The organism is Phascolarctobacterium succinatutens, from assembly GCF_023497905.1.
GTDB lineage: Bacteria > Bacillota > Negativicutes > Acidaminococcales > Acidaminococcaceae > Phascolarctobacterium_A > Phascolarctobacterium_A succinatutens.
The window spans coordinates 1026871-1053864 of record NZ_CP097284.1; the positions used below are offsets into that span (position 1 = coordinate 1026871).

Sequence of the window (26994 nt, forward strand, 5' to 3'; positions counted from 1 at the left end):
AATAAGCCAAGGCCCCTGTCGGAAATCGCCGGCAGGGGCTTTTTGTCGCATGTACAATTTGTTTGGCCAAGCAATTTTATATGCTTAATTATAAAAATCAGAGATAGTTTTCAGGCTATAGCAATCATATGCAACAGAAAAATTTGCCTGCATCTTTCCGTTCCTGCCCAATCTATGATATAATACTAAAGTTATAGAGAAAAAAGACCTTATGGTCAGAAGATAAATTTTAGAGGAAAAGAGGAATGTGAAATGACAAATGGATTTGCAGCCTTAAAGGTTTGTGCCCACACCGTAGAGCAGCTTCAGAAAATGGGCATTAAAAAGCCGATGCCGGTACAGGAGCAGGCTATACCGGCGCTGTTTGCCGGACGTGATGTAATCGCCCGTGCGCAGACAGGCACTGGCAAAACACTGGCGTTCTTAGTGCCGCTGGCAGAAAAAATCGATACTGCCAAAAGCTATGTGCAGGCTTTGGTAATTACGCCTACGCGCGAGCTGGCGCAGCAGATTGCCACCGAAATGAAAAAAATCCTGGGCGAAAGCGATATCAAAGTGCTGGCTGTTACCGGCGGACGCGATTTCGAAACGCAAAAATATAAGCTGGAGGGACGCAGCCATGTGCTGATCGGTACTCCCGGCCGTCTTTTGGACCACATCCGCAAGGGCAACACCAACCTTGGCGGTGTGCGCTATCTGGTACTGGACGAGGTTGACGAAATGCTGCAGCAGGGCTTTATGGATGAAGCGCTGGAGCTGATTGCTATGACCGCGCCGGAGCATCAGACGATGCTTTGCTCCGCAACTCTGTCGGAAGAAGTGCGCAAGCTGGGACGCAAGCTGACGAAAAACTGCGCGCTCATTGATATCAACCCGGATCAGGCTACAGTTGAGAAAATCAAACAGGTTTGCCTGAAAACAACCGATGAATACAAGAATAAGGCTGTGGCAGCGCTCATTGACCGCCTGAACCCGTATCTGATGATTGTTTTCTGCATGAGCAAGGAGCGCACTAAGGAGTTGGGCGACTGGCTGGGCATGCAGGGCTATAACGTTGATGTGCTGCATGGCGAAATGTCTCCTGCAAAGCGCAAAACTGTTATGAAGGCCTTCCGTGATGCTAAGATTCAGATTCTGGTTGCCAGCGACCTGGCTGCCCGCGGTTTGGACGTTGAGGGTGTAACCCATGTTGTAAACTACGATATTCCGCATGATGTCGACTGGTATGTTCACCGCATCGGCCGTACAGGCCGTGCAGGCAATGAGGGCGAAGCAATTACGCTTTATACTGCCGACGAGGTTAAATGGCTGCGTAATATCGAAACCAAGCTGGGTATTTTGATGGAACGCCAAAATCTGGAGGGTGGTGTTGTGGCACGCCGCGTCGCTGTGGCTGCCAAAAAGAAAAAGTCCGCAGGACCTAAGCGCGGACGCAATTCCGTTGTTGATAAGCGCAAGGCTCCCAAAACCGGCAGTAACCGCCGTCAGGGTGCTAAAAAAGGCAAATAAGCCTGCTTATAATTTTTAATAATAATTATGGATGCTTCTCTTGCTTTACAGAGAGGCATCCATTTTTCTTATGCCGTAGAAGAATGTAACTTATGAGCCAATGTGCATTTTTTCTCTTTTCAAGTATAGAAAAAATATGGTAAAATATAATGGAATAAGTATGCAATAAAAAAAGAACAGGAGGGCAGTATATGTTGACAATTCGTGAATATAAGCAGGCAACAACTCTGGAGGAGGCGTGGCAGCTGAACCAGAAGCGCCCTAACCGCTTGCTTGGCGGTATGCTGTGGATGCGCCTGAGCAAGAGCAATGTGCAGACAGCTATTGATTTGTCGGCTTTAGGCCTGGATACAATAGAGGAAACAGAAACGGAATTCCGCATCGGTGCGATGGTGAGCTTGCGCCAACTGGAGCTGCATGAAGGCTTTACCGCCTACAGTGAGGGAGCAAATAAGGAGGCGCTGCGCCATATTGTAGGTGTGCAGTTCCGCAATCTTGCTACCGTCGGCGGCAGTGTGTTCGGACGCTTCGGATTTTCGGATGTGCTGACCTTGCTTTTGGTGATGGACAGCTATGTGGAATTATACAAGGGCGGTATTGTGCCGCTGGCAGATTTTGTGAATATGCCGTATGACAGAGATATTCTGGTGCGCGTTATTGTTAAAAAGACAGCAGCGCATTACAGCTATAAATCCGTGCGCATCAGCAAAACCGACTTTCCGGTGCTGACCTGCGCGGCGGCGTTGACGCAGGAAGGCGTGCAGGCTGCAGTGGGCGCACGTCCGGCGAAGGCTGCACTGGTGAAGGATGCAGAGCAGCTCGCAACTCTGCCTATGACTGCCGAGAAGGCGCAGGCCTTTGCGGAATATGCTGCAGGCTTACTGCCGACGGAAACCAATCCGCGCGGCAGTGCTGCGTATCGTACACACCTGATTAAGGTGCTGACAGCAAGATGTTTAACAGAACTGGGAGGTAAGGCCTGATGGAGATAACCTTAACCTTAAATGGCAAAAAGCTGACCCGTATGGTGGAGGCTGATACAGTTTTACTCGATTTTCTGCGCAAGGAAGGCTGCTACAGCGTGAAGCGCGGCTGTGACACTACCAACTGTGGTTTGTGCACTGTATTTATGGATAATAAGCCGGTGCTTTCCTGTGCTATCCTGGCAGCGCGTGCCGCAGGCCACAGCATTGTGACTATGGAAGGAATGCAGCAGGAGGCAGCGGAATTCGGTGCCTTTATTGCCGACCAGGGCGCGGAGCAGTGCGGCTTCTGCAACCCCGGCATGATTATGAACGCTATCGCGCTGCTGCGTGAAAACAGCGAGCCTACGGAAGAAGAAATCAAGGAATTTTTGGCAGGCAACCTGTGCCGTTGCTCCGGCTATGAGGGACAGCTGCGCGGAATTCAGAATTTCATCGCCTGGAAAAAAGCTCAGGCGCAGGCATAAGGAGGGGAGCTGCAGATGAAAATAGTTAACCAATCCTACCGCAAAAAGGATGCTATGCAGCTGGTGACAGGCCAGCCTGTCTACACCGATGACCTGGTGCCGAACGACTGCCTGCTTGTCAAGGTGCTGCGTTCTCCGCATGCGAATGCTATTATTGAAAGCATCAACACCGCGATTGCAGCCAAGGTGCCTGACATCGAAGCAATTTATACCTGGGAGGACGTGGACCAGGACGGCGAGCGCTGCACCTATGCAGGCCAGACCTATCCCGAACCGAGTCCTTATGACCGTCTGCTGCTCGACCGTCATGTACGCTTTGTGGGTGACATTGTGGCGATTGTTGCCGGCAAAACGGAAAAGGCTGTCGATAAGGCGCTGTCTTTGATTAAAGTAAAATATCAGCTGCTGGACGCAGTGCTTGACTTCCGTACTGCGCTGGATAACCCTGTGCTCGTGCATCCCGAGGATACCTGGAAGGCTCACTGCCCGGTTGGCGCCGATAATAAGCGCAACCTGTGTGCCCATGAGGTTATCGAGGATGGCGAGGTTGATAAGATTCTGGCGGAATGCGATGTTGTTATCGACCAGACAACTCATACCAAGGCTGTGCAGCAGGATATGATGGAGCCTTTCGTAACCTATTGCTCCATTGATACCTACGGCCGTTTGAATGTCCTTAGCTCTACGCAGATAGTTTTCCACTGCCGCCGCATTATTGCCAACGCGTTGCATATCCCCAAAACTATGGTACGCGTAGTTAAACCGCGTGTAGGTGGCGGCTTCGGCGCTAAGCAGAGCTGTGTCAGCGAAATGTATCCGGCTTTTGTTACCTGGAAAACAAAAAAGCCTAGTAAGATGATTTTCTCGCGTTACGAATGTCATATAGCTTCCAGCCCGCGCCATGAGATGGAGGTGCGCGTGCGTCTGGGCGCTACCAAAGAAGGCAAAATCCGCGCGATTGATTTATATACTCTTTCCAATACCGGTGCTTACGGCGAGCACGGTCCTACGACCGTCGGCCTTTCCGGTCACAAGTCTATTCCTCTGTACCGTACCGAGGCCTTCCGCTTCGGCTTTGACGTAGTTTACACCAACCTGCAGGCTGCAGGCGCATACCGCGGGTACGGTGCTCCTCAGGGCATCTTTGCCGTAGAATCCGCTGTGAACGAGCTGGCAGCACGCCTGAAGATGGACCCGATTAAGCTGCGTGAGATGAATATTACGCGTGAGGGCGATATTATGCCTGCTTATTACGGTGCGCCCAACACAAGCTGCGCGTTGGACCGCTGCCTGGAGCAGGTACGCGAGATGAGCGGCTGGGAGCAGAAGTTCCCGCTGCAGCAGCTGCCTGACGGCAAGGTACGCACAATGGGCGTGGCTATTGCGATGCAGGGCAGCTCCATTCCTTACTGCGACGTCGGCGGTGCTACCCTCAAAATTAACGACGAGGGACATTACACACTGCTGATCGGTGCTGCCGATATGGGCACCGGCTGCGATACCGTTCTGGCACAGATGGCAGCAGAGGTTTTGGAATGTGATTACGATAACATTACCGTATTCGGTGCGGATACCGATGCTTCTCCCTATGACTCCGGTTCCTACGCATCAAGTACAACATATATTACAGGTAAGGCCGTAGAAATCTGCGCACAACGTTTGCGTGGTAAGATTTGCCAGCTGGGCGCACGCCTGCTGGAATGCGGCACGGACCAGGTTGTTTTTGACGGACGCGAGGTGCGTGATACTGTCAGCGACAAGGCTGTAAGCCTCTTTGATATCGCCACTGCTTCTATGGTGAATAACGATATCGCTCTGGAAGAAACCGTGGAGCAGAACAGTGTGCTGTCCCCGCCGCCGTTTATGGCCGGTGTGGCCGAAGTAGAAACCGACCTGCTGACAGGCGAAGCGCAGGTAGTGAATTTCTACGCATCTGTTGACTGCGGTACTCCGGTTAACCCGCATCTGGCTAAGGTGCAGACCGAAGGCGGCATTCTGCAGGGTATCGGCATGGCGCTGATGGAAAACGTAACCTACAGTCCTAAAGGTCGTATTTACGAAAACTCTTTCATGCAGTACAAGGTTCCCTGCCGTGAGGATATCGGTCATATCTATGTTGACTTTGCCAGCAGCTATGAGGAAAGCGGTCCCTTCGGTGCCAAATCCGTTGGCGAGCTGGTAATCAATACACCTGCTCCGGCGATTGCCGACGCAATTTATCAGGCAACCGGCAAACGCTTTATGACTTTGCCGATTACCCCGGAAAAAATTGCTATGGGCGTTGACGAAGAATAAGATTTTAATAAGCTGAAAACAAATGTGGTTGCAAAACCACATTTGTTTTGGCAAGCGTTATTCTCGGGTGAGAATGACGCTGGGGACAGCCCCCTTCCGCCTCACTGCGTTCGGCACCTTCCCTATACTAAGACCAATTTTTCATAAAATGAAAAATGCTGGTCGTGTTATACTCGAAGAGTGCAAGGGGCAGGCAAGAAGGACAGCAGAACACAAACAGGTTAGCTCAAAGCCTTAACGAGCAATTAATATATCGTGTAGCGAATAAAAATTTTAGCAAATGAGTGTCTGGCACCATAGAAGTGTCGCAACTGTTTGAGCGCTAAGCCAACTACTTTAGTATAATTTATTTGCATAGCGCGAGTTTTGCGGCACTTCGTCCTGTTTCCACACGAAATTTGCGTTGTGCCCTATGGCACAGGAAAATTTTTTCTGAGCGAAATGATATTTAATTGCGACGCACATAACCACCTTTCACCTCACTGTGTTCGGCACCTTCTCCAAGGGGCAGGCGAGAAACTAACAGCTTTTTACTAATTTCAATTCACGTAAAAAAGGACTACAATCATGCACGACCAATACAACCGTAAAATAGATTATCTGCGCATATCCCTTACCGACCGCTGCAACCTGCATTGCCGCTATTGTCAGCCGGAGGTGAGTGAGCATGTGCCGCATAATGAAATATTGCGCTACGAAGAGCTTTTGCGCATTTGCCGCGCTGCGCTGCAGCTTGGCATCCGCAAATTCAAAATCACCGGCGGCGAGCCTTTGCTGCGCAAGGGCTGCAGTGATTTTATTGCCAACCTGAAGCAGCTGGAGGGCGCGGAGCAGGTGACGCTGACAACGAACGGCACGTTGCTGTCAAATCAGCTGCCTGCGCTTATCGCGGCAGGTGTGGACAGCATCAACGTGAGCCTGGACACGCTGGATGCAGCGTATTATACAGAGCTTACCGGCGGCAGCCTGGACAGCGTTCTGCAGGCATTGCAGGAGCTGCAGTCTGCAGGGATACCGTTCAAGCTGAACTGTGTGCCCCTTGCAGAAAACGGTCCGGCCGATATTATGCAGTTGCTAAAGCTGGCGCACAGGTATAACGCACCACTGCGCTTTATTGAGCTGATGCCGCTGGACTGCAACGCTAATCTGCGAGGAGTGAGCGGCAACGAAATCCGCAGTCTGCTGGAGCAGGCAGGTTTACAGCTGCAGCCCGATGCGCAGCGCTACGGCAACGGTCCTGCAAGCTACTGGCGCATTAGCGGTTATGCAATGCCGGTGGGCTTTATCGAACCGCTGCACAATAAATTCTGCGCTGTCTGTAACAGGGTGCGTCTTACATCCGTAGGCATGCTGAAGCCCTGTCTTTACAGTGACGCGGGCATGAACCTGAAGCACTTGCTGCGTGACGGCGCAAGTGATGCGGATTTGCTGCAGGCTATGCAGGAGATTATTTACGCCAAGCCTGCGGGACACAGCTTTGATGTAAAAGCAGCGCGCTTTAATATGAGCCAGATTGGCGGATAAATACAGGCTTTGAAGGAGCAGACAATGAGTGAATTTACACATTTTGATGCTGCGGGCAATGCTCTGATGGTGGATGTCAGCGACAAGGCTGACACCGCGAGGGTTGCAGTGGCGCAGGGGAAAATCTGCGTAAGCAGAGAAATATATGAAAAGATTGTTGCCGGCAGTATGGCTAAGGGTGATGTGCTGGGCGTAGCACGTGTTGCCGGAATTATGGCAGCCAAGCGCACCAGTGAGCTAATTCCGCTGTGCCATCTGCTGCAGCTGACGAAGTGCACGGTAGATTTTGAGCTGTTGGCGGAAAACGGCAGCTACGCTGTACAGACACAGTGCCTGGTCAAGACTACGGGCAAGACAGGCGTGGAGATGGAGGCGCTGACAGGCGTGCAGATTGCCTTGCTGACGATTTACGATATGTGCAAGGCCGTGGATAAGGCGATGGTGATTACAGATGTGCATCTGCTGAGCAAAGCAGGCGGAAAGAGTGGTGATTTTGTATGGAAGCAAGCATCAGAGGCATAATCAAGGCTGTGTGTATCAGCGAAAAGAAGGGTACGGAAAAGCATCCTGTGAATGAGATTGTCCTTAAAGAAAATTTCGGCATCGAGGGTGATGCTCACGCCGGCAAATGGCATCGTCAGGTGAGTTTGCTGAGTGCGGAAAAGGTGGATGAATTCAATGCGCGCGGCGGTGATGCCGCTATCGGTGCCTTCGGTGAAAATATTTTGGTAAGCGGCATCGACTTCAAAAAGCTGCTGGTAGGCAGCATCATGCGCAGCGGTGAAGTAGTGATGAAGCTGACGCAGATTGGCAAGGAATGCCACAGCCATTGCACGATTTTTGCACGTGTGGGCGACTGCATTATGCCACGTGAGGGCGTTTTTGCTACGGTAGAGCATGGCGGCGTTCTGCGCAGTGGCATGGAGCTGGAAGTGACGCTGCCAGCAGCCGACGCACCCTTGCGTGCGGCGGTAATGACACTTTCAGATAAGGGTGCCGCGGGTGAGCGTGTTGATACCAGCGGGCCTAGGGCAGCAGAGCTATTGGCGGAAGCAGGCTACGAAATTGTAGAGCAGGTTTTGCTTCCCGATGCGCAGAAGAAAATAGAACGTGAGCTGATGCGTCTTGCGGACAGCAGACAGGTGGATCTGATTATCACCACAGGCGGCACGGGCCTCTCACTGCGCGATGTTACACCGGAGGCAACAATGGCGGTGGCTACACGCAATGTGCCCGGTATCGCGGAGACCATCCGTGCGGAATCGCTGAAGATTACGCGGCGGGCAATGCTGAGCCGCGGCGTGAGCGTAGTGCGCGGACAGACGCTGATTGTGAATCTTCCCGGAAGCACCAAAGCGGTGGAGGAAGCGCTGGCAATCGTTTTGCCGCAGCTGGAGCATGGACTGCGTATCCTGAAGGGCAGCGCCCATGACTGTGCGAGAAAATGAGCGCAATAGACTGGTCACCGCTGTGGATTTCGCTGCGCACTGCGGCAGCAACAATCGTCATAGTTTTCTTTATCGGCGTAATTATTGCCTGGTGGGTGGAACGGCTGCAGAGCCAAATCCTGAAGATTTTTGCCGACGCTGTAATAACACTGTCGATGGTGCTGCCACCTACGGTAGCAGGCTTCTTTTTACTGTATTTTTTTGGCAACAACCGCTTTTTGGGCCAGCTTATTTATCAGCTGACAGGTATAAAAATAGCCTTCAGCTGGTTGGCAACAGTGCTGGCAGCAGCGGTAATTTCGCTGCCGCTCATGTACCGTAGTGCGCGCGGTGCCTTGTCGCAGGTTGACAATGGCATGCTGGAGGCGGCGCGTTCGCTTGGCATGACGGAATGGCGTATCTTTTGGCGTATTCATCTGCCTAATGCGCTGCCCGGTATTATCGCAGGTGGTCTGCTTGCCTTTGCCCGCGGTCTGGGCGAGTTCGGTGCCACGGCGATGATTGCCGGCAATATCGCAGGACGTACACGCACACTGCCGCTGGCAGTTTATTCTGCCGTAGCGGCAGGCGATTGGGATGCCGCAGGCTGGTATGTGGCCGTAATTGTGGGCATCTGCCTTTTGGTAGTTATCGGTCTTAATGTCTACTTATATAAAACAAAACAACAACAGGGGGAGTAAAATGAAAAAACTCTTATGCTTAGTATTTTCTTTGATGTTAGCTGTTATGGCTGCAGGCTGCGGCGGCGGTGATAAGCAGGCTGCTGCTCCGCAGGCAGGCAAAACACTGCGTCTGGTAGCTGCTGCCAGCATGGAAAAGGTCTTTACGCAAAAGCTTATTCCGTTGTATCAGCAAAAACATCCGGAAATCAAAATCGAGGGCGTATATGATGCCAGCGGCAAGCTGCAGGCACAAATTGAAAGCGGCCTGGCAGCTGACGTATTTATTTCTGCGGCCAACAAGCAGATGAACGCACTGAGCGACAAGGGCTATATGGATAAGAGCACGGTGAAGCCGCTGCTGGAAAACAAGCTGGTGCTGATTGTGCCTAAAAGCGGCAGCGAAATCAAAGGCTTTAATGATTTCAGCAAGGCTAAGCATCCTGCAATCGGCGATCCTGCCAGCGTTCCTGCAGGCCAATATGCTGAAGAAGCACTGTCCAAGCTGGACCAGTGGGATGCGATTCAGTCCAAAGTAAGCCTTGGTACTAACGTAACACAAGTGCTGAACTGGGTTGCCGAAGGCAGTGCCGATGCAGGCCTTGTTTACGCTACTGATGCAGCACTCTTGAAGGATAAGGTTACTGTTGTGGCCGAAGCTCCGGCAGGCTCCTTAAAGAAGCCGGTAATTTATCCTATCGGCGTGTTGGCGAAGGCTCCGCAGGCTGAGGCTGCTAAGGATTTTGCGGCCTTCCTGCAGACAGAAGAAGCTATGAAGAGTTTTGCCGCCTACGGCTTTGCGCAGGCTAAATAAGAGGTAGATAAGCATGAAATTAATTCGTACTGAAGATGCGGTCGGCAGTGTTCTCTGCCATGACCTGACACAGATTATCAAGGGCGTTACGAAGGATGCCGTATTCCGCAAGGGCCATGTGGTGCAGCCAGAGGATATTCCGGTGCTGCTTTCCATCGGTAAGGAGCATTTATATGTGTGGGAAGCCGACGAAAACATGCTGCATGAAAATGATGCCGCACGCATTTTGTGCGACATCTGTAAAAACACTATGATGGATGAATCGCCTGTGAAAGAGGGCAAGATTGAGCTTGCCGCCGCTGCTGACGGTCTGTTCAAGGTAGACGGCGCGCGTCTGCGCCTGGTGAACAGCTTCGGACAGATGATGATTGCGACGCGTCACGGCAATACGCCGGTGAAGAAGGGCGACAAGCTCTGCGGTACGCGCATTATTCCGCTGGTTATCGAAAAGGAAAAGATGCAGCGTGTGCGTGAGCTGTGCGGTAATGAACCGCTGCTGCAGCTTTTGCCGTATAAAATCAAAAAGGCTGCCGTGCTGGCGACCGGCAGTGAGGTTTTCCACGGACGCATTAAGGATACCTTTACCCCCGTGCTGGAGGAAAAACTGGCTGAGTTCAATGTGGAGTTAGTTTATAAGCAGGTGCTGGATGACAAACTGGAGCAGATTGCCGCTGCGATTAAAACTGCGATTGAGGAAAAGGGCGCGGAAATGGTGCTTTGCACCGGCGGCATGAGCGTTGACCCGGATGACCGCACACCGCTCGCAATCAAAAATACCGGCGCACGCATTGTTTCCTATGGCGCACCGGTGCTTCCGGGCGCCATGTTTTTGCTATCCTACTACGGTGAAAAGCAGGTGCCTGTTATGGGCTTGCCGGGCTGCGTAATGTACGCTAAGCGCACGATTTTCGACCTGGTGCTTCCGCGCGTGCTGGCCTGTGACCTTGTCACTGCCGACGAGCTGGCGGCCTTGGGCGAAGGCGGTTTGTGCCTGAATTGCGCTGTGTGCACCTATCCTGCCTGCGGTTTTGGCAAGGGGTGGTAAAATGACCTATGCAGAGCCGCAGCATTATCATGTGAAGGTGCGCGTGTATAACGAAAGCATTGATTTCGGCAAGGGCGTAGCGGAGCTTTTGCAGCGCATTGAGGCCACCGGTTCGCTGAGTGCTGCCTACAAGGCTATGGGTATGTCGGCCAGCAAGGCGTGGAAGATTCTGCGGCGTGCGGAGGCAGACCTGGGCTTTGCGCTGGTCAGCAGCACGGCAGGCGGTAAAAGCGGTGGCAGCAGTGTGCTGACGCCGGAGGGACGCTTGCTGCTTGAGCGGTATACAGCCTTCAATGCAGAGGTGCAGTTGGCGGCGGCGCAGGCCTTCGCCAAGTATTTCAAATAACATAAAGCTTGTGGCAGTACGGGGAATTTTCCTTGTACTGCCTTTGTTTATATAGTTTGTATTTTCTTGACGCAGATTAGTAAAGAGGCTATAATATAAACATCTAGTAAATAGCAACAAGTATCAGATATGGAGGCTTTGCCAACTTCCTTCCGCTGTGTATAGGCGGATGATGAGCTTGCGATTTGCCGCAAAAAAATTGCAGCGTTATTTTTTTGAAAGAAGGTTTAAGTATGAGTATTTTTGCCGGAGCTGTTGATTATTTTGTTAAGGGTGGTCCCTGCATGTGGCCGCTGCTGATGTGTTCCTTTGCCGCTATTGCTATTGGTGTGGAACGATATCTTTTCTATAAGAAGGCTATTTCCGGAGAAAAGTTCGCGAGCAGCTTCTGCCGCATGATGAATGACTTTAATCTGGTTGGCGCCAGTGAGCTGGCAGAGCAGAGCAAGGGCGAGGCTGCTGCCATGGCTAAGGAGATTCTGGATATTAAGGGTGACCTCGGACAGCGTCTGGAAACTATTGTCTATACCAAAGCTGACCGCATCATCGACAGCCTGGAAAAGAATATCAACTATCTGAGCGTTGTTATCGGCCTTTCACCGATGCTCGGTCTGCTCGGTACGATTACCGGTATGATTTCTTCTTTTAATGCTTTGAACGAAAGAACTCAGAACCCGATGGCTGTTACCGCAGGTATCGGCGAAGCGCTGATTACTACCGTTTTCGGCCTGTGCATTGCTATTATGGGTATGTGTATCCATGCTTATCTTACAAGTAAAATCAAAACCGAAACTCTGAATATCAACGAAGTAGCGGATACACTGGTTGATATTTTCAAAGCTAACGAGCAGAGCAAATGAGGGGCGGTGTTGAAAAATGCGCAGACGTCGTAAAAGAGAGCTTACTCCACCGTCGATAATGCTCAGTCCGATGATTGACATGATTTTCCTGTTGCTGGTATTTTTCATTGTCAGCACTATGTATATGAGCGAGGTCAAGACGATTCCTATCCGCCTGCCGATTGCTAAGCATTCGGAGAATGTCAGCAAGAGTAACTTTAATGTAACAATCAAAAAGGACGGCAGCCTTTATCTTGATGAAAATAAAATCGAGATGGATATGCTGGTTCAGAATGCTGCGATTGAAAGCAAGCATGATTCCTCCTTCTCGGTTATTATCAGAGCGGAGGACGAAGCTCCCTATAAAACTATTATCCAGCTGATGGATAAAATGAAGGGAGCAGGTGTCACACGCTTCGGTTTGGCTACGGATACAGGTGAGAGCAAATGAAGGATGAACAAAAGCGATTTGGCAAGGGCTTTGCCGTAGCTCTGGCTGTGCATCTTGTTCTTGCCGCCGGCCTTGGCATTTTCGGCTACCGCTTTGTGCATACGCCTCCGGAAATTTTGGAGGTTTCGCTGGAGAGCGGCGGTGGCGGCGCTGAAGCTCAGGAGGAAGAAATCGAACAGGAGGAGCAGCAGGAAGAGCCTGTCATCCAAAGTCTGGAGGATATTATTGACCAAAAGCTGAAGCCTAAACCGCAAAAGAAAGTTGTCAGGAAAAAGGCGACTGCAGCCCCCGGACCGAAGGCTCCTGCCGGTAATCCTACCGGTAACGGTACAGGCACAGGTACGGACAGCGGAACAGGCAGTGGCAGCGGCAGTGGTAATGGTAGCGGCAGCGGCGAAGGCCGCGGTGTGCCGGTAAAACCGCCACGCCTGCTGCGCGAGGTTGCACCTGTATATCCTGCGTCCGCACGCAACAGCGGTGCTACCGGTGTGGTAACGGTACGTATTCTGGTAGGTGCCGACGGCAGTGTAGAGGATGTAACGGTAGTCGGTTCCTCCGGCAACAGCGCTATGGATAGCAGCGTTGTAACTGCGGTCAACAAATGGCGTTTCAGTCCTGCCAAAGATAAGTACGGTCAGAACGCACGCTGTCGCGTTACGCGTGCGGTAAGCTTTAACTTAAGATAAAAATTATACGCAGATGCTTTTATGCAAAAAGCTGCCGTCTCCGGTTTAGGCCGGGGCTGGCAGCTTTAATTTTCCGGGAGAAATATCGAGTTTAAGAAGATGATTATACCGATGCAAAAGAAAAAAACACGGGCATTATGCACCGTGTTTTTTTCTGCCTTGTGTCTCACGGAAGGAGTGAGACGAAGTGGAAGGGATTAGATAAATACCAAAATCATCGGCTAATATTTTATTAGCTGTTTATATTATACTCCTCAGCAAATCAGCTTGTCTAATAAGGAGTCAGCATAACAGTTATTTCGCTTTGTTCAGATTTCTGTATTTCGTTACGAAGAGGGCGATGCGCTCCAGCGCCTTATGCAGGATTTCTTCGCTGTAAGCATAGGAGCAGCGGATATAGCCTTCGCCGCCGGCACCGAAGATGTTGCCGGGGATTACGAGAACTTCCTGCTCCTCCAGCAGCTTTTCAACAAATTCCATGCTGGAAAGGCCGGTTTCCTTGATGCAGGGGAAAACATAGAAGGCGCCTTTGGGCTCATACAGCGGCAAACCCATCTTGTGGAAGCCGTCAATCATAATCTGACGGCGGCGGCTGTATTCGGCAACCATATTGTCAACGTCCTGACGGCAGTATTTCAGTGCCGCAATCGCGCCGTACTGTGCTGTAACGTTGGGGCAGAGCACAACATACTGATGCAGGATGTTCATAGCGTTGATGATTGCTGCCGGTGCCATGATATAGCCAAGACGCAGGCCTGTCATAGCGTAGGCTTTGGAGAAGCCGTTGAAAATGATGGTGCGGTCGCGGAATTCTGGGAAGGAGGTGAACATGGTGTGCGTTTTGCCACCATAGGTAAGATGAGCATAAAGCTCGTCGCTGATGACAATCAGGTCATGCTTTACAGCCCAATCACCGATAGCCTTAATCTGCTCCTTGCTCATAATAGCGCCGGTCGGGTTATTGGGATAACCAAGCATAATAGCTTTGGTCTTGGGCGTAACAGCCTTTTCCAGATCTTCAATGGTGGGCACAAAGCCGTTTTCCTGATAAGTTTCTACGGAAACGGGCTTGCCGCCTGCCAGAATAACGCAGACCTTGTTGGCAACGTAACAGGGCTCGGGAAGAATAATTTCGTCACCGGGATGCATAATGGTAGTAATAGTGGTGTACAGTGCTTCGCTGACACCGACGGTTACCATGATTTCGGTTTTAGGATCGTATTTAACGCCGTAGTTTTTATGGATATCATCCGCAATTGCCTCGCGCAGCTCCAAAAGGCCGAGCGTAGGAGTGTAGCAGCTTTTGCCTTCGCAGATGCTGTTGATTTCGGCATCCTTGACAGCCTGCGGAATATCAAAATCGGGTTCGCCTACACTGAGAGGCACGATGTTGGGGTTAGCGGCCATAATATCAAGAAACTTTGCCAGACCGGAGGGAGGCAGTGCTTTAATAAAGGGAGAAACAGCAGCATCAAAATTATAGGACATAAAAAATACCACCTTTCATAAAAAGCTTGTCGATAAAGCGCCCTTGTCCAAACTGACACTTTTTCCACAATCTCTATCTGTTTACTATATTACTGTAGCAGATATTTTTGCCACTGACAAGGGAAAGCATAGTGTATACATTTTACGTGGCAGATTTAGCATTTTTCTGTATAAAATTTAACATATAATAACTAGATATAGCGTAAGCTACTTGCAAGACTTGTCAACAGATGCTATAATAAGGATAGCCAAAATAAGTATGACTTGTGAAAGAGTGGGTTTAAAGCCCGCTCTTTCCGCTTATTATGATGTTTCTGACGCATTTGCGGCAGAGGCAGGTGTTGGCCGCAAGGTTAATACAGAAAGAAAAACTTAATATGGAGGTGAAAATGATGCAGGCAAAAGAAGTTGAAGCACTGATTACCGCAATGGTAGACCCCCTTCTGCAGGATACCGGACTTACTCTGGTTGATGTAGAATATGTGCGTGAAAAGGACTGGTACCTACGGATTTTTCTCGATAAGCCTGGTGGAGTTGAAATTGATGACTGCCAGATGGTGAGCGAAAAGCTGACGGAGATTCTGGATGCAGAGGATCCTATTCCCGACAAATACTTTTTGGAGGTTTCTTCTCCGGGCATTGACCGTCCGCTGAAGAAGGACAAGGACTTTGAAGCTGCCTACGGCACCAAGGTTGACATTATGTTCTATACTCCGTGGGAGGGAATGAAAAATCTGACCGGTATTCTGGTAGCACATGATGACGAAGCTGTACAGGTTAAAAAGATTATTAAAGGCAAGGAATTCAAAAATCCTGACCGCATTGAACGTAGGCTGATTGCGAATATCAGACCGCATATAGACTTTTAATTTAAGAAATAGGAGGCTTATTAAGTGAACGCAGATTTTATCTCAGCAATCCAGGAATTAGGAAAGGAAAAGGGTATTGACCCCGAGCTTTTGTTCCAGGCTGTTGATGACGCTTTGGTTGCTGCTTACAAGAAGAACACCGGCACAAACCAGAATGTCCGTGTTGAAATGAATAAAGAAACCGGTGAAATCCATGTATATGCTCAGCGCACTGTAGTTGAAGGCGAGGCTGACGGCATTAACGAAATGACTCTGGAGGATGCTCAGGCAATCAACCCGCAGTATCTTGCAGGCGATATCGTAGAGGTTGAGGTTACTCCGAAAAACTTCGGCCGTATTGCTGCCCAAAACGCTAAGCAGTTTGTTGTACAGCGTATCCGTGAGGCAGAGCGCGGACAGGTATATGAACGCTTCCAAAGCCGTGCCAATGATATCGTTACCGGTATTATCGAGCGCATGGAAAACCAAAACGTTTATATCGATTTGGGCAAGGTTGAAGCCGTGCTGACTCCGAACGAGCAGATTCCCGGTGAAATCTACCAATACCATGAGCGTATGAAAACCTATATTGTTGAGGTTAAGCGCACCAACAAGGGACCGCAGATTATGGTTTCCCGTACTCATCCCGGCCTGCTGAAGCGCCTGTTTGAGCTGGAGGTTCCGGAAATCCATGACGGCGTTGTTGAAATCAAATCCGTTGCCCGCGAGCCCGGTATGCGCTCCAAGATTTCCGTATATACCGCTGACAGCAATGTTGATCCTGTAGGTGCCTGCGTAGGCCACAAGGGCATGCGCGTACAGACTATCGTTAACGAGCTGCGCGGTGAAAAGATTGATATTGTAAAATACAGTGAAGATCCGGCACAATATGTTGCCAATGCTCTGAGCCCGGCAAAGGTTGTCAAGACAAACGTTAACGAAGCAGACAAAATCTGCCGCGTTGTCGTACCGGATTACCAGCTGTCCCTGGCTATCGGCAAGGAAGGCCAAAATGCCCGCCTGGCTGCTAAGCTGACCGGCTGGAAAATTGATATTAAGAGCGAAACTCAGGCTGCCGAAGAGGCTGCTGTTGAGCCTGCTCCCGTGGAAGAAGCATGATGAAGGTTAAAAAAGTTCCGCAGCGTAAATGCTTAGGCTGCAATGAAATGAAGGATAAAAAGGCTCTGCTGCGCGTTGTACGTTCACCTGAGGGCGAGGTCAGCCTTGACCTCACCGGCAAGAAGAACGGACGCGGCGCATATGTCTGCCCCGATAAGGAATGCATTACCAAGGCCGTAAAGGAGAAACGTCTGGAGCGCGCTTTAGAGAGACCTATCGGCGAGGATGTACTCAAGCAGCTGCTGGAGGATTTCGAGCATGGCAGGCAATAATGTTGCTTTTGCTTTAGGGTTGGCGCAAAAAGCCGGCAAAACCGCTTCCGGTGATGTAGCTGTGCGTGCTGCCTTAAAAAGCGGCAAGGTCAAGGTACTTGTTTTGGCACAAGATGCTGCCCCTAATTCAAAAAAGGAAATTTATTTCCTGGCAGAGATGGCAGGCGTGCAGGTCATTGAGCTGTTGACGCGCAATGAGCTGGGCTATGCGATCGGCAAAGGACCTAGAATAGCTGTGGCTATTACCGATGCGAATTTTGCCAACATGCTGCTGAAAAAATAATGATTTAAATCACAGTTGTCTGCGCAGCTTGCGCGAGCTTCGCAGATGAATCTGCTTCTTATTATCTGGTCTGGAGGTGGATGAATGGGTAATAAAAGAATATATGAGGTTGCCAAGGATTATGGCAAACCGGTAAATGAGGTCATTGACCTGTTGAAGAAAAATAATATCGAAAAAACTAATTTTAGTGCAGCTGATGACAAGGCTATGTCTGTTATCCGTAAAGCATACGATAAAAAACCAGAACCGCCCAAACCGGCGAAGACGGAAAAACGTGATGTCAGCAAACCGGCTGCTCCTGCGCGTCCGCAGGATACAGCTAAAAGAAACGATAACAATATGAATAGGAATAACGGACAGAGGAATATGCAACAAAATCAGCAACAAAATCAACGCAATAACAACAACGCTCAACAAGGGCGTAACGAAAATCGTCAGGGTGGCCGCAACGAAGGCCGTCCGCAGCAAAACCGCGGTGGCCAGCAGGGCAACCGCCAAGGCGGCCGTAACGAAGGCCGTCCGCAAAACCGCAACGGTCAGCAGGGCGGTCAGGGCAACCGTCAGGGTAACCGCAACGGCCAACAACGCCAGGGCGGTATCTTTGTAGGTCCTAAGAGCCAGCAGGGCACGAGCGTACATGGCGAAAGCCGTGCACAGGTTAGCGGTGGCCGCAGCGAAGGCCGCAGTAGCGGTCGCAGCGAAGGCGGTCGCGATAACCGTCAGGGCGGTCGCAACGCAGGCAAGAGCCGTAAGGACAACAAGCTGCAGATTAAGGGCAGCTACGCTACCCGCGAAAGCCGTCCAAACCGCAGCGCCGGCCATCAGATGCCGATAAACCGCGGCGGCAAGAAGCCCGCACCGAAGCAACAACAGGCTCCGGTAGAAATCGTTCGTCCGACCTACGTTGAAATCGGCGAATCCATCAATGTACAGGAATTTTCCAAGCTCATTAAGCGTGAGGTTAATGAAGTAATCAAGGCTCTGTTTATGCTGGGCGTAATGGTTACCATCAACCAGGATATCGATTTCGATACCGCACAGCTTATCGGCGACAACTTCGGCGTAGAAGTTGGCCAGAAGGCTCCGGAAGAGGATCCGACAGAGATTCCCGAGGTTGACGATCCGCCTGAAAAACGCGTTCCGCGTCCGCCGGTTATTACCGTTATGGGCCACGTTGACCATGGTAAAACCTCCTTGCTGGACGCTATCCGCAAAACCAACGTTACTTCCCGCGAGGCCGGCGGTATTACCCAGCACATCGGTGCTTATAAGGTAAACTACCAGGGCAAGCAGATTGTATTCCTGGATACCCCGGGCCATGAAGCTTTCACAGCTATGCGTGCCCGCGGCGCACAGGTAACCGACGTTGCAATTCTGGTTGTGGCAGCAGATGACGGTGTAATGCCGCAGACCATCGAGGCTATCAACCATGCTAAGGCCGCAAAGGTACCTATCATTGTAGCTATCAATAAAATCGACCGTCCGGGCGCAAATCCGGATCACGTTAAACAACAGCTGGCAGAGCATGAGCTCATTCCTGAGGATTGGGGCGGCGACACCATCATGGTACCGGTGTCCGCACATCAGAAAACCGGCATCAGCGACCTGCTCGAAATGATTCTGCTGGTTGCTGAAATGCAGGAACTGAAGGCTAACCCGAATCTGCCTGCTCACGGCACCATCATCGAGGCACAGCTGGATAAAGGCCGTGGCCCGGTTGCTACTGTCCTGGTACAACGCGGTACTCTGCATATCGGTGATACCATTATTGCCGGCACCTCCTATGGTAAGGTTCGTGCAATGATTAATGACCGTGGCGAAAAAGTTAAGAAGGCTCTGCCTTCTACCCCTGTAGAGGTACTGGGCCTGAACGATGTACCGGCTGCCGGCGATATTCTGGACAGCACCGATGAAAAGACTGCCCGCGGCGTTGCCGAAAAACGTATCGCTAAGAAGAAGGAAGAGGAAATCAAGCTGAACTCCAAGGTTTCTCTGGATGACCTGTTCCAACGCATTAAAGAAGGCGAAATCAAAGAGCTGAACATCGTTGTTAAGGCTGACGTTCAGGGTACCATCGAAGCATTGAAGGCATCCCTTGAGAAAATCAAAAACGATGAGGTTAAGGTTGCCGTTGTCCATGCAGGCGTAGGCGCTATCACCGAGTCCGACGTAATGCTGGCATCCGCTGCCAACGCACTGATTATCGGCTTTAACGTTCGTCCTGACGCTAACGCGCGTAAGGCTGCCGAAACCGAGAAGGTTGACGTACGCACCTACCGTGTAATTTACGACGCACTCAACGATGTTGAGGCTGCTATCAAGGGTATGCTTGCTCCTAAATTCAAAGAGGTTATTCAAGGCCGCGTAGAAATCCGTCAGCTGATTACTATTTCCAAGCTGAAGATTGCCGGCTGCTATGTAGTTGAAGGCAAGGTTACCAACAGCTCCAAGGTTCGTGTTGTCCGTGACGGCATCGTAGTTCACGAAGGCGTTATCGAATCTCTGCGCCGCTTCAAGGACGATGTGAAGGAAGTTGCCCAAGGCTTTGAATGTGGTATCACTTTAGAGAAATTCAGCGACCTTAAAGAGGGCGATATCTTTGAAGTATACGACATGGAAGAAATCGCAGTAGAATAGTCTGCCGCATAAGGCACATTGCGCAGGAATGCCGGCCGCAAAAGCCGCATTCCCCGCAGCTGCTGCCTGTACGTCAGTCTGTATCTATATTATAGAGGAAAAGAAAATGGCAAGACTTAGAGTAGAAAAAGTACAAGAGGCCATCAAGCATGAAATCAGCAAAATGCTGCTGCATGATGTCAAGGATCCGCGTATTCAGTTTGTTACCGTAACCGGCGTGGAGCTGACAGATGATATGAGCTATGCCAAGATTTTCATCAGCATGTATGGTCCCAAGGATAAACAGGATGAAACCTGGAAGGCTCTGAACAAGGCATTAGGCTTTATGCGTACGGAAATCGCCAAACGTATCCGCCTGCGCTTTGCACCAACCCTGATTCTGCAGAAGGATACATCCGCAGAATACAGTGCGCATATTCAGAGCATCTTAGATAAGATTAAGCAGGAAGAAAAGCCTGCAGCCGAGGAAGCAGAGCATGAGTAAGGAGCTTAGCCTGCAGGAAACAGGCGCTATGCTGCTGGCGGCAGAAAAAATCGTGCTGTGCACCCATGTAAGCCCGGATGGTGACACCTTGGGCTCCACTTTGGGACTGGCACGCTTTTTGCTGGCACAGGGCAAGCAGGTTACTGTTTTCTGTGATGACGTTATCAATAAAAGCTTTAGCTTTATTCCCGGTATTGAATTGTGTGAACGCCCGGTAGAGGGCAGCAAGCTGCAGACGGATTTGCTGGTAGTTATTGATGCCAGCTCCTTTGACCGTATTGGTCTGGTGTCCGAGGTTGTAGAAGCAAAAATACTGCTGAACATCGACCACCATATTTCCAACGAACGCTTTGCCGAATATCTCTACTTGGATGCCAAGGCAGCAGCCGTGGGCGAGGTAATGTGCGATTTGTTCATGGCTATGCAATGGCCCTTTGATAAGGAAATTGCTACCTGCTTTTATACAGCAATCAGCACAGACTGCGGTTCGTTCCGCTATGCCAACACTACGCCGAAAACTATGCGTAATGCTGCCAAGCTGCTGGAATACGGCGTGCAGCCTAACGAAATCAGCGATGCACTGGACGTGCGTTCCCGTGATACGGTAGAGATGCTGGCCAAGGTACTGCCTTCGCTGACCTTCGCTTATGAAGGCAAAATTGCTTATCTCACAATTACCAACGATTTATATGACAAGGATGTCCAGACCGACAGCTTTGTGTCCTACCCGCGCTATATTGAGGGCGTTGACGTAGCTATTATGTTCAAGGCCGTTGAGCCGGCGGTAACGCGCGTGAGCATGCGCTCCAAGAGCGTTGACGTATCCGCTGTGGCTGTAGCCTTCGGCGGCGGCGGTCATCTGCGGGCAGCAGGCTGTACGATTTATGCACCGGTAGAGGAGGCTCGCACTCAGCTGCTGGAAGCATTGGGCAAATTGGTTTAATATGGACGCAATTTTTAATGTATTAAAACCACCACAGATGACATCGCACGATGTTATCGGCTTTTTGCGGCGCGTGCTTAACACAAAGAAAATCGGACATGGGGGAACTCTTGACCCTGACGCGGCAGGAGTTCTTCCTGTTTTTGCGGGCAGTGCGACCCGTTTGCTGGAGTTCGCTGTGGAAGGCCGCAAGGAATATATTGCCGAATTTACGCTGGGTGCGCAGACAGTTACCGGCGATGACAGCGGTGAGGTTGTCAAAACGATGCCTGTGCCTGCATTCGGCAAACAGGAGCTAGAAGCGGTGCTGGCGCAATTTACCGGCAAGCAGCTGCAGCTGCCGCCGATGTATTCGGCAATCAAAATCAACGGCAAAAAGCTGTATCAGCTGGCACGTCAGGGCGTAGAGGTGGAACGCACCGCACGTCCTATTGAGATCTATAAGCTGGAGCTTCTGCATTATACGGCAAACAGCTTTACTGTGCGCGTGGCCTGCTCCAAGGGTACCTATATCCGCGTTCTGGGCGAGGACCTGGCGACGGCGCTGGGAACCTGCGGTACGATGAGCTTTTTGCTGCGCACGCAGGTGGGAGCCTACACGATTGACAAGGCCTGCACGCTGCAGGAAATCGCGGAGAATCCCGAAGCCTGTGCCGCAGAGCCGCTGACTGCCGTTGCCGAGCTGCCTAAGCTCAAGGTGAACGCGCGTCAGGCGGCGCGTATCACTAACGGTGTACGCACCACGGTGGCGCAGACTGCCGACGGCAGATACGTACTGCTGGGGCCGGGGGATGAATTCTTAGGCATCGTCCGCTGTGAGCAGGAGCGCCTGCAGGCAGAAAAAATCTTAGAGCATTACCCGATGCCAGAGGAATAAGCATGGAGATTATTACTTCTTTAGAACAACTGCATAAATTTTCCGCTCCCTGTGTGGTAGCATTGGGTACCTTTGACGGCCTGCATCGCGGTCATCTTGATGTAATTGAAACCGCAAGGGAGAAGGCGCGTGAATGTAATTCGCAGCTGGCGGTATTTACCTTCAGCAACCATCCCTTTGAATGGATTCGTCCGGGCATGGTGCCGTCGGCGCTGATAACAGGTGCGCAAAAGCAGGAGCTTTTGCAGCAGCTTGGCGTGGATGTGCTGGTGGACATTCCCTTTAATCAGCAGGTAGCAGATCTTTCGCCGCAGGAGTTTTTGCAGCGACTGCAGCAGCTTGATTACAGCTGTCTGGTAGTCGGTGCCAACTTCACCTACGGCTGCCGCGGACAGGGAACTGTCTATACGCTGGCTGCTTCTGCCAAGGCCATGGGCTTTGAGCTGATTGTGCGCGAGCTGGTAAGCGAGGGTGCAACCGTTATCAGCAGCACCGCTATCCGTCAGCTGATTGCTGCCGGTGAGGTAGCAGAGGCAGCAGCAATGCTGGGGCGCAGCTACAGCATCAGTGGCACGGTGGCGCACGGCAACGAGCGTGGCAGACTGCTTGGTTATCCTACGGCCAATATTGAGCTGGAGGATGCACATGTTGCGGTTCCTCTGGGGGGAGTTTACGCTGTGCGGGTGATTGTCAACGGCAAAAGCTATCACGGCATGGCCAATATTGGTTACAATCCGACCTTTGGCGATGTTGCCCAACCGCGTCTGGAAACGAATATCTTTGATTTTACCGGTGACCTTTACGGTAAGCAGCTCACAGTGCAGTTTGTGCAGCGCATCCGCGGTGAAGTAAAATTTGCCGGCATTGAGCAGCTCAAGCAGCAGCTGGCACAGGATAAGCATGACTGCGAAGCGACATTGCGGTAAATTAAAGCTGTTTGTATAAAAATCTTTACAAAATACTTGCTATACAGTGGCAAGATATGGTATACTATCATAGTATTTGAACCAAGGCCTGGCAGTTCGATTCTCCAACGGCTGCTACGCTTATGGCAATTTGAAATTTTAGGAGGAAACAAACAATGTTAACTAGCGAAGCTAAACAAGCAGTAATTCTGGCAAACGCACGTCATGAAGGTGACACCGGTTCTTCTGAGGTACAAATCGCAGTTCTGACCGAACGCATCAAATATTTGACCGAGCATCTGAAAGAGCACAAAAAAGATCATCATTCCCGTCGTGGCCTGCTGAAACTGGTAGGTAAACGTCGTGGCCTGCTGAACTACCTGGCTAGCAAAGACATCGAGCGCTATCGTGCAATCATTGCTAAACTGGGTATCCGTAAATAATCCGGTTTATGCTGAAAAGTCCGTCCGCAAGGGCGGACTTTTTTTATGTGGCTTTAGTCCGTGGAGCGCTATCGAGATTCTTTTCAAAGAAATGAGAGAGTGCTTCACACAGAACCACCCGCTATGCGGGTACGCATTGCTTGTTATACAAAAAAAGGTCATTCCGATATACAATAGTAAGTGTTCAAGTCACTATTGCAAAGAAAGGAATGACGTATTAATGGCAAATAAAACTAACGAATTATCGCATTCAAAATGGGTATGCAAATATCATATAGTCTTTACACCTAAGTATAGACGAAAAATCATTTATAATCAATACCGTGAGGATTTAATAGAAATTTTTAAACGGCTATGTTCGTACAAGGGTGTAAAAATATCAAAGTCATATGATGCCTGATTAGAGAGTATTATTTGAAAAGGTCCAACAGATAGCCATAGCCTTCGGATTCCATCTGTTCGTAGGGGATAAAGCGCAGGGAAGCACTGTTGATGCAGTAACGTACACCGTTGGGTGATTCGCGGTCACCGGTGAAAACATGGCCCAAATGCGAATCACCGCTGCGGCTGCGCACTTCGGTGCGTACCATACCATAGCTTGTATCCTTGCGTTCGACTAGCAAAGGTGCTTCAATAGGCTTGGTAAAGGCGGGCCAGCCGCAGCTGCTCTGATATTTGTCGGTTGAAGAAAAGAGCGGTTCGCCGGTTACGATATCAACATAGATGCCTTTGGCAAATTTATCCCAGAATTCGTTGTGGAACGGTCGTTCGGTACCGTTTTGCTGTGTTACCTGAAATTGTTCTGCGGTAAGCTTATCGCGTATAGTTTCGGCAGCAGGTTTTTTGTAGGCACCGGCATCAATTTTCAAACTGCTGAGCAGTTTGATTTTGGCAGGCGATATGTGGCAGTATCCGCCCGAATTTTTATCAAGATAGTTCTGATGATATTCTTCTGCCGGATAATAGTTTTTCAGTGGTCCGACTTCGACTGCAAATACCTTATGACGACCGCGTTCCAGTTCCACGATACGTTCTACGACAGCCTGCACTTGTGTATTGGTATAGTAGATGCCAGTCTGATACTGTGTTCCGGTATCATTACCCTGTTTGTTGAGGACTGTTGGGTCAATAACGTAAAAATATGCCAAGAGCAGATGGTCAAGACTTACCTTTGCCGGATCGTATTCAACACGCACGGTTTCGCGAAAACCAGTTTTCCCGCCCAAGATTGTCTGATACTTGGCATCTGCTTTGCCTGTGCCGTTGGCATAACCGCTTTGGGCATCGATTACGCCAGGTATGGATTGCATCAGTTTTTCCAACCCCCAGAAGCAGCCTCCTGCAAGATAGATAACGTTTTCTTTTTCTTGGGAAAAATCCATAATTGTGACCTCCTTGACCTTGGGGATTAGTTGTTGTTTAGCAGATTGTTGTATACGTGTGTTGGCAAAGCAGCTGGTAATTAAAAGCAACATTCCTGCGAGAATAATGACAGATTTTTTTAGCATGACGGCACGCTCCTTCCTGTATCGTGGGGTGAGTGGCTGAGAACTGCTTATATCTTTAAGATAGCAGAAAATAATATTCTATGTCAATGGATAATCATGATTACTCAATGAAAACTATTTGTCCTTTTTGTAAATAAGAATAAGGCGGATATAAATGACAGGAGTGTCAGCATTGAGAAAATTTTATCTATGAGGAAATTAATCAGCAGCGTCTGTTAAATGCAAGAAGATCATAGGTAAATATTGCCAGATACTTAATTTTATAAAGAAAACAGAGCATAAAAAATCTCTGCTAAGGTGCTTGCAAACACCGTAAGCAGAGATTTTGATTTTGGGATATTGGAATAATATGCGGCTTTATTTATTTTTCGTCGTCAAATTTTTCGGGGAAGAAAATGCGCAGTGTTTTTTCATCAGCTGTCTTGCCGAAGCTGTTGCCGATGAAGAAGCACAGCAAGGAAAGACCGATGCCAAGCACAATCTGATGCAGATCGAGCACCTTAATTTTGAAGACCATAGCCAGGCAGTAGATGATAACGCCGCCGCCCATGGCTGCAATAGCGCCGTATTTGTTGGCCTTGGGCCAGAAAAGACCGAAAATCAGTACCCAGAAGAAGGCTGTTTCCAGGCCGCCGAAGGCAAACATATTAATCTGCCAGATAACGCTTGGCGGTTTTATGGCAATGGCATAAACCAAAAGGCCGAGAATAATTGTCACGCCCAGGCTGTAGAGGCGAATCTGATTATTGCTGAGCTGTTCTTCGCGCTTGCCCTTGATGTTCATGTAAACGTCCTTAACGATAGAGGAGGACGAGGAAAGCAGCAGCGAGGATACGGTGGAAATGGTTGCTGCAATCGGTCCGATGATAATGACGCCGGCCCAGAAGGGAGTAAGGCTTTGCACGATGGCGATAGGCATGATGTTATCAACGCTGTTGCCGTAGGCTGTAATAGGTCCGGTAAGAATACCTTTGCTGATGACACCGATCCAGGTTGCGACAAGCGTCATAGCGCCTATGACAATGGTGCCAATAATCATAGCATTGTGCAACGCCTTGGTATCCTTGTAGCTGATGCCGCGGACAACAGATTGCGGCAGCGACAGCGTACAGATACCGACGAGCAGCCATTGGCTGATATACAGAGAAATCGGCATTTTGCCGCGGGAAAGCGGCTCCAGCATATCGGGGTGCTGCGTGCTGATGTAGCTCATGATTTTGTTGAAGCCGCCGCCTGTGTGCATCATGCCGCCCATGAGGATGCAAAGGCCGACGATCATGGCGATGGCGCAGCAGGCGTCGGTAACGGCAACGCCCTTAAAGCCGCCGATAGTGGTGTAGATGACAACAATTAGGCCGAACATCGTGAGGCCGGTGAGGTAAGAAAAGCCGGTTACTGCTTCGAAGAGCTTGGCAGCGCCGACGAACTGTGCCGCCATAGTGGCGCAGAAGAAGGCGACAATAACAACGGCGGCCATGTTCGCCAGAAAGTCTGAATGATAGCGGGCACGCAGTACGTCAATGACGGTTACGGCGTCAATTTCGCGCGCGATGAGGGCAATTTTTTTGCCGAACACGCCCAAGACGAGGAAGATAACGACTACCTGTACGATGGCCATGTACAGCCAGCCGTAGCCGATAACCCAGGCTACGCCCGGACCGCCGACGAAGGTGCTTACGCTGCTGTAGGTGGCAGCGGTGGTCATAGCCAGCACAAAGCCGCCGAGAGTACGGCCGCCGATGAAGTAATCCTTGGCGAAATCCTTTTGCCTGTTTTCTTTTGACGTGCGCTGGATATAGGCGCTGATGCTCAACAGAATCAGCAGGAAGGCCAGTGCGGGTAAAATGTTTACAATACTACTCATGCTGTTTATCCTCCGTGCTGTCATCCAAATCAAAGTTGACAAATACCTTCTTAGTCAGGAAAACGGTAACAGCGATGGCAAAGAGCCAGGTGCCGACACAGCCGCCCCAAACCCAAAGAGGTGTATGCCAAAAGGTAATATCGCTGTCTGCGAGTCCAAAGCCTGTCAGGCACCAGAAGATGATGACGGCGATGGTGGCGATAACGGTAGCCAGAGCTTCACGGTTAGCCTGGCGGAATTTATCACTGCGCTTCATA

Annotated in this window: 28 protein-coding genes and 1 pseudogene; 25 read left to right on the forward strand and 4 right to left on the reverse strand. The window is 50.3% G+C overall.

What is annotated here, in order from left to right; all coding sequences use genetic code 11:
* Nucleotides 1–252 precede the first annotated feature (252 nt).
* The 14 genes from M5E81_RS04855 to M5E81_RS04920 all read left to right on the forward strand — a co-directional run bounded on the left by M5E81_RS04855 (nucleotide 253) and on the right by M5E81_RS04920 (nucleotide 13066).
* A complete protein-coding gene (locus M5E81_RS04855) occupies nucleotides 253–1509 on the forward strand; it encodes a DEAD/DEAH box helicase (protein ID WP_249748006.1) in 1257 nt (418 codons plus the stop codon).
* A 191-nt stretch (nucleotides 1510–1700) separates the two neighbouring features.
* Nucleotides 1701–2492: an FAD binding domain-containing protein gene (locus tag M5E81_RS04860; RefSeq protein WP_249748007.1), complete on the forward strand. Its 792-nt coding sequence runs from the start codon at nucleotides 1701–1703 to the stop codon at nucleotides 2490–2492.
* The gene (locus tag M5E81_RS04865) at nucleotides 2492–2959 is read left to right on the forward strand and encodes a (2Fe-2S)-binding protein (protein WP_009145231.1); all 468 of its coding nucleotides are present in this window, start codon (nucleotides 2492–2494) and stop codon (nucleotides 2957–2959) included. Before M5E81_RS04860 ends, M5E81_RS04865 begins: the two co-directional genes overlap by 1 nt.
* Nucleotides 2960–2974: 15 nt before the next feature.
* A complete protein-coding gene (locus M5E81_RS04870) occupies nucleotides 2975–5254 on the forward strand; it encodes a xanthine dehydrogenase family protein molybdopterin-binding subunit (protein WP_249748008.1) in 2280 nt (759 codons plus the stop codon).
* Between the two features lie 567 nt (nucleotides 5255–5821).
* A complete protein-coding gene (moaA, locus tag M5E81_RS04875) occupies nucleotides 5822–6778 on the forward strand; it encodes a GTP 3',8-cyclase MoaA (RefSeq protein WP_249748009.1) in 957 nt (318 codons plus the stop codon).
* A gap of 24 nt (nucleotides 6779–6802) precedes the next feature.
* Entirely contained in the window at nucleotides 6803–7300 is a 498-nt protein-coding gene (gene moaC, locus M5E81_RS04880) for a cyclic pyranopterin monophosphate synthase MoaC (protein WP_249748010.1), read from the forward strand.
* Nucleotides 7276–8226 (forward strand): MOSC domain-containing protein, encoded by a 951-nt coding sequence (locus M5E81_RS04885; protein ID WP_009145235.1) that lies wholly within the window; start codon nucleotides 7276–7278, stop codon nucleotides 8224–8226. The genes moaC and M5E81_RS04885 overlap by 25 nt, the downstream gene beginning before the upstream one ends.
* 5 nt (nucleotides 8227–8231) lie before the next feature.
* Complete coding sequence (modB, locus tag M5E81_RS04890) at nucleotides 8232–8906, forward strand: molybdate ABC transporter permease subunit (RefSeq protein WP_419720856.1); 675 nt, start codon at nucleotides 8232–8234, stop codon at nucleotides 8904–8906.
* A gap of 1 nt (nucleotide 8907) precedes the next feature.
* Nucleotides 8908–9699 (forward strand): molybdate ABC transporter substrate-binding protein, encoded by a 792-nt coding sequence (modA, locus tag M5E81_RS04895; RefSeq protein WP_249748012.1) that lies wholly within the window; start codon nucleotides 8908–8910, stop codon nucleotides 9697–9699.
* Nucleotides 9700–9712: 13 nt separating this feature from the next.
* Nucleotides 9713–10744 (forward strand): molybdopterin-binding protein, encoded by a 1032-nt coding sequence (locus tag M5E81_RS04900; protein WP_249748013.1) that lies wholly within the window; start codon nucleotides 9713–9715, stop codon nucleotides 10742–10744.
* A 1-nt stretch (nucleotide 10745) separates the two neighbouring features.
* Nucleotides 10746–11090, forward strand: coding sequence for a winged helix-turn-helix domain-containing protein (locus tag M5E81_RS04905; RefSeq protein WP_009145239.1), 345 nt, complete (start codon nucleotides 10746–10748; stop codon nucleotides 11088–11090).
* Nucleotides 11091–11323: 233 nt separating this feature from the next.
* Nucleotides 11324–11950: a MotA/TolQ/ExbB proton channel family protein gene (locus tag M5E81_RS04910; protein ID WP_009145240.1), complete on the forward strand. Its 627-nt coding sequence runs from the start codon at nucleotides 11324–11326 to the stop codon at nucleotides 11948–11950.
* A 16-nt stretch (nucleotides 11951–11966) separates the two neighbouring features.
* Nucleotides 11967–12380: an ExbD/TolR family protein gene (locus tag M5E81_RS04915; protein ID WP_040565019.1), complete on the forward strand. Its 414-nt coding sequence runs from the start codon at nucleotides 11967–11969 to the stop codon at nucleotides 12378–12380.
* Nucleotides 12377–13066, forward strand: a complete 690-nt coding sequence (locus tag M5E81_RS04920; protein WP_249748014.1) for an energy transducer TonB — start codon at nucleotides 12377–12379, stop codon at nucleotides 13064–13066. The genes M5E81_RS04915 and M5E81_RS04920 overlap by 4 nt, the downstream gene beginning before the upstream one ends.
* Nucleotides 13067–13360: 294 nt before the next feature.
* Here the strand turns inward: M5E81_RS04920 and M5E81_RS04925 are convergent, their stop codons facing one another.
* Nucleotides 13361–14554: a pyridoxal phosphate-dependent aminotransferase gene (locus M5E81_RS04925; RefSeq protein WP_249748015.1), complete on the reverse strand. Its 1194-nt coding sequence runs from the start codon at nucleotides 14552–14554 to the stop codon at nucleotides 13361–13363.
* A 389-nt stretch (nucleotides 14555–14943) separates the two neighbouring features.
* On the opposite strand from M5E81_RS04925, the gene M5E81_RS04930 reads away from it, so the two are divergent.
* The 11 genes and pseudogenes from M5E81_RS04930 to M5E81_RS04980 form a co-directional block, all read left to right on the forward strand.
* Nucleotides 14944–15423: a ribosome maturation factor RimP gene (locus M5E81_RS04930; protein WP_230197141.1), complete on the forward strand. Its 480-nt coding sequence runs from the start codon at nucleotides 14944–14946 to the stop codon at nucleotides 15421–15423.
* Nucleotides 15424–15447: 24 nt separating this feature from the next.
* Nucleotides 15448–16521 carry a transcription termination factor NusA gene (gene nusA / locus M5E81_RS04935; RefSeq protein WP_009145246.1) on the forward strand — a complete coding sequence of 358 codons (1074 nt, stop codon included), beginning with the start codon at nucleotides 15448–15450 and terminating at the stop codon, nucleotides 16519–16521.
* A complete protein-coding gene (rnpM, locus tag M5E81_RS04940) occupies nucleotides 16521–16793 on the forward strand; it encodes an RNase P modulator RnpM (protein WP_040565027.1) in 273 nt (90 codons plus the stop codon). Before nusA ends, rnpM begins: the two co-directional genes overlap by 1 nt.
* Nucleotides 16780–17076, forward strand: coding sequence for a L7Ae/L30e/S12e/Gadd45 family ribosomal protein (locus M5E81_RS04945; protein ID WP_009145248.1), 297 nt, complete (start codon nucleotides 16780–16782; stop codon nucleotides 17074–17076). Before rnpM ends, M5E81_RS04945 begins: the two co-directional genes overlap by 14 nt.
* A gap of 84 nt (nucleotides 17077–17160) precedes the next feature.
* Nucleotides 17161–19713, forward strand: coding sequence for a translation initiation factor IF-2 (gene infB / locus M5E81_RS04950; RefSeq protein WP_249748016.1), 2553 nt, complete (start codon nucleotides 17161–17163; stop codon nucleotides 19711–19713).
* A 106-nt stretch (nucleotides 19714–19819) separates the two neighbouring features.
* Nucleotides 19820–20197, forward strand: coding sequence for a 30S ribosome-binding factor RbfA (rbfA, locus tag M5E81_RS04955; protein WP_021720223.1), 378 nt, complete (start codon nucleotides 19820–19822; stop codon nucleotides 20195–20197).
* Nucleotides 20190–21140: a DHH family phosphoesterase gene (locus M5E81_RS04960; protein WP_009145251.1), complete on the forward strand. Its 951-nt coding sequence runs from the start codon at nucleotides 20190–20192 to the stop codon at nucleotides 21138–21140. The genes rbfA and M5E81_RS04960 overlap by 8 nt, the downstream gene beginning before the upstream one ends.
* A gap of 1 nt (nucleotide 21141) precedes the next feature.
* Complete coding sequence (truB, locus tag M5E81_RS04965; RefSeq protein ID WP_009145252.1) at nucleotides 21142–22017, forward strand: tRNA pseudouridine(55) synthase TruB; 876 nt, start codon at nucleotides 21142–21144, stop codon at nucleotides 22015–22017.
* 2 nt (nucleotides 22018–22019) lie between these two features.
* Nucleotides 22020–22943, forward strand: a complete 924-nt coding sequence (locus M5E81_RS04970; protein ID WP_249748017.1) for a bifunctional riboflavin kinase/FAD synthetase — start codon at nucleotides 22020–22022, stop codon at nucleotides 22941–22943.
* A 155-nt stretch (nucleotides 22944–23098) separates the two neighbouring features.
* Nucleotides 23099–23365, forward strand: coding sequence for a 30S ribosomal protein S15 (gene rpsO, locus M5E81_RS04975; protein WP_009145254.1), 267 nt, complete (start codon nucleotides 23099–23101; stop codon nucleotides 23363–23365).
* 220 nt (nucleotides 23366–23585) lie between these two features.
* Nucleotides 23586–23744 (forward strand): annotated as a pseudogene (locus tag M5E81_RS04980) (transposase); the annotation flags it as partial.
* Between the two features lie 31 nt (nucleotides 23745–23775).
* Here the strand turns inward: M5E81_RS04980 and msrB are convergent.
* The 3 genes from msrB to M5E81_RS04995 form a co-directional block, all read right to left on the reverse strand.
* Complete coding sequence (msrB, locus tag M5E81_RS04985) at nucleotides 23776–24747, reverse strand: peptide-methionine (R)-S-oxide reductase MsrB (RefSeq protein ID WP_249748018.1); 972 nt, start codon at nucleotides 24745–24747, stop codon at nucleotides 23776–23778.
* Nucleotides 24748–25234: 487 nt separating this feature from the next.
* Nucleotides 25235–26737: a sodium/pantothenate symporter gene (gene panF, locus M5E81_RS04990; RefSeq protein ID WP_249748019.1), complete on the reverse strand. Its 1503-nt coding sequence runs from the start codon at nucleotides 26735–26737 to the stop codon at nucleotides 25235–25237.
* Nucleotides 26730–26993: a YhdT family protein gene (locus M5E81_RS04995; RefSeq protein ID WP_009145258.1), complete on the reverse strand. Its 264-nt coding sequence runs from the start codon at nucleotides 26991–26993 to the stop codon at nucleotides 26730–26732. The genes panF and M5E81_RS04995 overlap by 8 nt, the downstream gene beginning before the upstream one ends.
* Nucleotide 26994 lies beyond the last annotated feature (1 nt).